Source organism: Klebsiella sp. TF21-TM, from assembly GCF_019753495.1.
GTDB lineage: Bacteria > Pseudomonadota > Gammaproteobacteria > Enterobacterales > Enterobacteriaceae > Klebsiella > Klebsiella quasipneumoniae.
Genome location: NZ_JAIJYL010000039.1, coordinates 24,740 through 31,017, shown reverse-complemented (window position 1 = coordinate 31,017; position 6,278 = coordinate 24,740). Strand labels below are relative to the sequence as shown.

Genomic DNA, 6,278 nt, shown 5'->3' with positions numbered 1-6,278 from the left:
TCCATGTCACTTTGAGTGCCCACACAGATTGTCTGATAAATTGTTAAAGAGCAGTTGCGACGCGCTTTAGCGCTCTGCCGCGAGGTCCCGTATAATACGTTTTCCTCATTCAGAGTCAAGCGCTTATTTTGCTTTTCTCTGTCGGTTTTCAACGTTGCTTTCGCTGTTGAATCCTCCTGTCCCGGCGGCTTGCTTGCCGTTGTTCCGTGTCAGTGGAGGCGCATTATAGGGGGTAATTCTGAAGTGACAAGGATAAATTCAAAAAAAGAATTCAACCGCTCACTTTTCAACCAAATCAGGTGTTGAGCTTTAATTCTTGCCTGGTTTTTAAACAAAAACGAGCCCGCTGGGCCCGTTTTTGTCGTTTTGTGACTTACTGCACTGCCACGATACGGTCGTCTTTCACTACCAGCTCGACGGTTTTACCCGGAATCAGCTCACCAGAAAGGATCTGCTGGGCTAACGGGTTCTCAATCTGCTGCTGAATAGCGCGTTTCAGTGGCCGCGCGCCGTATACCGGATCGTACCCGTTGGCGCTTAGCAACTTCAGCGCCTCATCGGACATCCGCACTTCATATCCGCGCTCTTCCAGACGTTTATACAGACGCTGCAGCTGGATCTGGGCAATAGAAGCAATGTGTTTCTCACCCAGCGGATGGAAGACCACCACTTCATCGATACGGTTGATGAACTCCGGACGGAAGTTCTGGCTGACCACTCCCAGCACCAGGTCTTTCATATGTCCGTAATCCAGCTCGCCGAACCGTTCCTGAATCAGATCGGAACCGAGGTTCGAGGTCATGATGACCACCGTATTACGGAAGTCGACCGTTCTCCCCTGCCCATCAGTGAGGCGCCCGTCGTCGAGTACCTGCAGCAGAATGTTGAACACATCCGGGTGCGCTTTTTCCACTTCATCCAGCAGGATGACGGAATAAGGGCGACGGCGCACCGCCTCGGTCAGGTAACCGCCCTCTTCATAACCGACGTATCCCGGAGGCGCACCGACCAGACGCGAGACGGAGTGTTTCTCCATAAACTCGGACATATCGATACGCACCATCGCGTCGTCGCTGTCGAACATAAAGTTAGCCAGCGTTTTACACAGCTCGGTTTTACCGACCCCGGTCGGACCGAGGAACAGGAATGAACCAATCGGTCGGTTCGGATCGGATAGCCCGGCACGGCTGCGGCGAATCGCGTTAGATACCGCTTCAACCGCCTCATCCTGGCCAATTACCCGATGATGCAGTTCCTGCTCCATACGCAGCAGTTTGTCACGCTCGCTTTCCATCATGCGCGAGACAGGGATACCGGTCCAGCGGGCCAGCACTTCGGCGATTTCAGCATCCGTTACTTTATTACGCAGCAGACGCATGGTTTTCCCTTCGGACTGAGTGGCTGCCGCCAGCTGTTTCTCCAGTTCCGGAATTTTGCCGTACTGCAGCTCAGACATCCGCGCCAGGTCACCGACGCGACGCGCCTGTTCGATGGCGATTTTCGCCTGCTCCAGCTCGGCTTTGATGGTCTGAGTGCCCGAGAGGGACGCTTTTTCCGCTTTCCACTCTTCTTCCAGCACCGAGTACTGCCGTTCTTTATCCGCCAGCTCCTCGTTGAGCATATCAAGGCGCTTCAGACTCGCCTCATCAGACTCTTTCTTCAGCGCCTGCTGCTCCAGTTTCAACTGGATGATACGGCGATCGAGACGGTCCAGCTCTTCCGGCTTCGAGTCGATCTGCATACGGATGCTGGACGCCGCCTCATCAATAAGGTCGATGGCTTTATCCGGCAGCTGACGGTCGGCAATGTAACGATGCGACAAGGTCGCCGCCGCCACGATTGCCGGGTCAGTGATCTGCACGTGGTGGTGCAGTTCATAACGTTCTTTCAGGCCGCGCAGAATAGCGATGGTATCTTCTACCGATGGCTCGGCGACGAACACTTTCTGGAAGCGGCGCTCCAGCGCAGCGTCTTTTTCAATGTACTGACGGTATTCGTCAAGCGTCGTCGCCCCGACGCAGTGCAGTTCACCACGCGCCAGCGCCGGCTTGAGCATGTTGCCTGCATCCATCGCGCCATCGGCTTTACCGGCGCCAACCATGGTATGCAGTTCATCGATAAACAGAATGACGTTGCCTTCCTGTTTCGACAGGTCGGTCAGCACGCCTTTCAGACGCTCTTCAAACTCACCGCGGTATTTCGCCCCGGCCACCAGCGCGCCCATATCCAGCGCCAGCACCCGGCGGCCTTTCAGCCCTTCCGGCACTTCGCCGTTGACGATACGCTGAGCCAGGCCTTCGACGATAGCGGTTTTCCCCACCCCGGGTTCACCAATCAGCACCGGATTGTTTTTGGTACGGCGCTGCAGTACCTGAATGGTACGGCGGATCTCTTCATCACGGCCGATAACCGGGTCCAGCTTGCCCTGCTCGGCACGCTCGGTGAGATCGACGGTAAATTTCTTCAATGCCTGACGTTGGTCTTCGGCACCCTGATCGTTCACGCTTTCACCTCCGCGCATTTGTTCAATCGCCTGGGTCACGTTGGCGGTTGTTGCTCCGGCGGATTTTAAAAGGTCGGTCAGCGTACCGCGTGATTCAAGCGCCGCCAGAACAAACAGTTCTGACGAAATAAAATTGTCCTTTTTCTTTTGCGCCAGCTTGTCGCAAAGGTTCAGGATCCGCACTAAATCCTGAGAAGGTTGTACATCGCCGCCGGTGCCTTCCACCTGCGGTAAACGGCTCAGAGCCTGTTCGATGTCAGTGCGCAGTTTCCCGGCATTCACGCCCGCCGAGGTTAATAAAGGACGTACCGATCCCCCTTCCTGATTCAGCAAGGCGCTCATTAAATGAAGAGGTTCGATGAATTGGTTGTCGTGCCCGAGTGCGAGCGACTGGGCATCGGCAAGAGCAAGCTGGAATTTATTGGTAAGACGATCCAGACGCATAACTCCTCCCATAACAGGTCAAATTTGCTACTGGAGATTAAATGAGGTCATCCCTCAATTATTCAAGGTTAAAGACCTGAACTATGCGAAAAATAAGTTTGCCTTCTGGATCGTCTTGATTCTCTAGGTTATATCAGCCAAATGAAACTTGCCATACGACCGGTGGTCTTGTCGCGCCGGTAAGAGAAAAAATCAACCTTTTCGCTTAGCGTGCAGCGATCGCCGCCGAAAATCTGCTCAACGCCGACGTTTGCCAGACGCTGCCGAGCCAGTTGGTAGATATCAGCAAAATATTTTTCGCCTGCCGGACGAAAAGCACGGTGCGCATTCTCATCCTTCGCCATAAAAGCGTCGCGAACTTCTGGCCCCACCTCAAACGCCTGCGGACCGATGGCGGGCCCCAGCCACGCCATAATGTTTTCGGCTTTATCGGCGAAACGGGCGACCGTCTCTTCCAGAACCCCTTCACATAAGCCGCGCCATCCCGCATGCGCCGCAGCGACTTCGGTACCCGCGCGGTTACAGAACAGGACCGGCAGGCAGTCAGCGGTCATCACCGCGCAGACAGTCCCTGGCGTACGGCTATAAGAGGCATCCGCGCGTTTCGACGGATAGGGTCCGCCGTCCAGCGTGAGCACATCGGTACCATGAACCTGTTCCAGCCAAACCGGGTAAGACGGCAAGCCGCCGGCGGCAAACATCCGCCGCCGGTTTTCTTCGACATGCTGCAGATTGTCGCCGCAATGGGCGCCCAGATTGAGCGAGTCATAGGGCGGCAGACTCACGCCGCCGATGCGGGTAGAACTACAGGCCGCCACGCTGCCGGGCATTGGCCACTGCGGTACAATCAGTTTAGTCATAACCAGTCAATATCGTCCTTATGGGCTTCAAAATCGGCGCGCATCGCCTCGATGAGCTCGACCATATCTTGTGGGATGGGCGCATGCCACTCCATTTCAATACCGGTAATCGGATGATACAGACGCAGCATGGTGGCGTGCAGCGCCTGGCGGTCGAATTTACGCAGCGCGGTGATGAATTCCTCCGACGCGCCCTTCGGCGGACGCGGGCGGCCGCCATACACCTGGTCGCCTACCAGCGGATGGGTAATATGCGACATATGCACGCGGATCTGATGCGTACGCCCGGTTTCCAGACGCAGGCGCAGACGGGTATGAATGCGGAAATGTTCCATAATGCGGTAGTGGGTCACCGCCGGCTTGCCCATAGGGTGCACCGCCATATGGGTACGCTTGGTCGGGTGACGGCTGATCGGCTCTTCCACCGTACCGCCGGCGGTCATATGACCGATCGCCACCGCTTCGTACTCACGGGTGATCTCGCGCAGCTGCAGCGACTCCACCAGCCGGGTTTGCGCTGGAATGGTTTTCGCCACCACCATCAGACCGGTGGTGTCTTTATCCAGACGGTGGACGATACCCGCACGCGGCACATCGGCAATAGGCGGATAGTAGTGCAGCAGCGCATTCAGCACAGTACCGTCGGGGTTGCCCGCGCCAGGATGTACAACCAGATCGCGCGGTTTGTTGATCACGAGGATGTCGTCATCTTCGTAAACGATATTGAGCGGAATATCCTGCGGCTGGAAGCGCGCCTCTTCTTCGATTTCCACATCGATAGCGATGCGTTCTCCCCCCAGCACTTTTTCTTTCGGTTTATCGCCAATGGCGCCATTGACTAATACGCGTTGGTCGAGGATCCATTCTTTTATCCGCGATCGCGAATAATCAGGGAACAATTCGGCCAAAGCCTGATCTAAGCGTTGACCGAGTTGATTTTCGGTCACCGTTGCGGTGAGTTGTACTCGTTGTGCCATATACAGCTTCTTCGTTTAACGTTGGGTTTTACGGCTTTGCCGTTTAATATAGTGTGCTATTGTAGCTGGTCTTAATCGGGAGCAGGAACAGAGATTCTCCCGCATAAACATTTTGAGGAAGTCAAAACGTCATGACGCGCATGAAATACCTGGTGGCAGCCGCCACACTGAGCCTGGCTTTGGTGGGTTGCTCCGGCTCTAAGGAAGAGGTGCCTGATAATCCGCCGAATGAAATCTACGCGACCGCCCAGCAAAAACTGCAGGACGGTAACTGGAAACAGGCGATAACGCAACTGGAAGCGTTGGATAACCGTTATCCATTCGGCCCTTATTCCCAACAGGTACAGCTGGATCTGATTTATGCGTATTACAAAAACGCCGATCTGCCGCTGGCTCAGGCCGCCATCGATCGCTTCATGCGCTTGAACCCCACCCATCCGAACATCGACTACGTCATCTATATGCGCGGCCTGACCAACATGGCTCTGGATGACAGCGCCCTGCAGGGCTTCTTCGGCGTCGATCGTTCCGACCGCGATCCGCAGCACGCGCGCGATGCCTTCAATGACTTCTCCAAACTGGTACGTGGCTACCCGAACAGCCAGTATGCCACTGACGCCTATAAGCGCATGGTGTTCCTGAAAGATCGCCTGGCGAAGTATGAGCTGTCGGTGGTGGATTACTACACCGACCGCGGCGCATGGGTTGCCGTCGTTAACCGCGTGGAAGGTATGATGCATAACTATCCGGATACCCAGGCCACCCGCGATGCCCTGCCGAAGATGGAAAACGCCTATCGTCAAATGCAGATGAACGCTCAGGCGGACAAAGTCGCGAAGATTATCGCCGCGAACAGCAAGAACACCTGAGCCTGATTCATAGATCGCAAACGGCAGCCTCTGGCTGCCGTTTTTTTATCCATTATCCTGGCTTGCTGAAGCGGTTTAGCGCCGGGTTAACTCATCAAATATGGCCTGCTTTGTCGGGTTCGACAAGTAAAATCTCATCTCTTCCTGCCCTGTCTCACAAAATGAATTCGTTGACAAAAAGTGACAATAAAATGTGATTTAGATCACACATTTTGACATTGGGAAAGGTATGCTGGATTCACCAAGACGGGAAAGACAAGAGGTAAAATTTATGACAATGAACATTACCAGTAAACAAATGGAAATTACTCCGGCAATCCGCCAGCATGTCGCAGACCGTCTCGCCAAACTGGATAAGTGGCAAACTCATTTAATTAACCCGCACATCATTCTGTCTAAGGAGCCGCAGGGTTTTATCGCTGACGCAACCATCAACACGCCAAACGGCCATCTGGTTGCCAGTGCGCGTCATGAAGATATGTACGCCGCCATTAACGAATTGATCAACAAGCTGGAACGGCAGCTCAATAAAGTGCAACACAAAGGGGAAGCCCGCCGCGCCGCGACGTCGGTGAAAGAGGCAGGCTTTGTGGAAGAAGAAGAGTAATCCTTAACTTAAGTTGTG

The 6,278-nt window shown here is 54.6% G+C and carries 5 protein-coding genes; 2 read left to right on the top strand and 3 right to left on the bottom strand.

What is annotated here, in order from left to right:
* Positions 1 to 373 precede the first annotated feature (373 nt).
* The 3 genes from clpB to rluD all read right to left on the bottom strand — a co-directional run bounded on the left by clpB (position 374) and on the right by rluD (position 4,784).
* A complete protein-coding gene (gene clpB, locus K5R89_RS24440) occupies positions 374 to 2,947 on the bottom strand; it encodes an ATP-dependent chaperone ClpB (protein ID WP_004206837.1) in 2,574 nt (857 codons plus the stop codon).
* Positions 2,948 to 3,075: 128 nt separating this feature from the next.
* Positions 3,076 to 3,807 carry a purine nucleoside phosphorylase YfiH gene (yfiH, locus tag K5R89_RS24435; RefSeq protein ID WP_087827471.1) on the bottom strand — a complete coding sequence of 244 codons (732 nt, stop codon included), beginning with the start codon at positions 3,805 to 3,807 and terminating at the stop codon, positions 3,076 to 3,078.
* Positions 3,804 to 4,784: a 23S rRNA pseudouridine(1911/1915/1917) synthase RluD gene (gene rluD, locus K5R89_RS24430; RefSeq protein WP_023290681.1), complete on the bottom strand. Its 981-nt coding sequence runs from the start codon at positions 4,782 to 4,784 to the stop codon at positions 3,804 to 3,806. The genes yfiH and rluD overlap by 4 nt, the downstream gene beginning before the upstream one ends.
* A 131-nt stretch (positions 4,785 to 4,915) precedes the next feature.
* Here rluD and bamD point away from each other — a divergent pair, with 131 nt between their 5' ends.
* Together bamD and raiA are read left to right on the top strand one after the other, a co-directional pair.
* A complete protein-coding gene (bamD, locus tag K5R89_RS24425) occupies positions 4,916 to 5,653 on the top strand; it encodes an outer membrane protein assembly factor BamD (RefSeq protein ID WP_087827470.1) in 738 nt (245 codons plus the stop codon).
* 271 nt (positions 5,654 to 5,924) lie between these two features.
* Positions 5,925 to 6,260 (top strand): ribosome-associated translation inhibitor RaiA, encoded by a 336-nt coding sequence (gene raiA / locus K5R89_RS24420; RefSeq protein ID WP_002914111.1) that lies wholly within the window; start codon positions 5,925 to 5,927, stop codon positions 6,258 to 6,260.
* Positions 6,261 to 6,278: the final 18 nt, after the last annotated feature.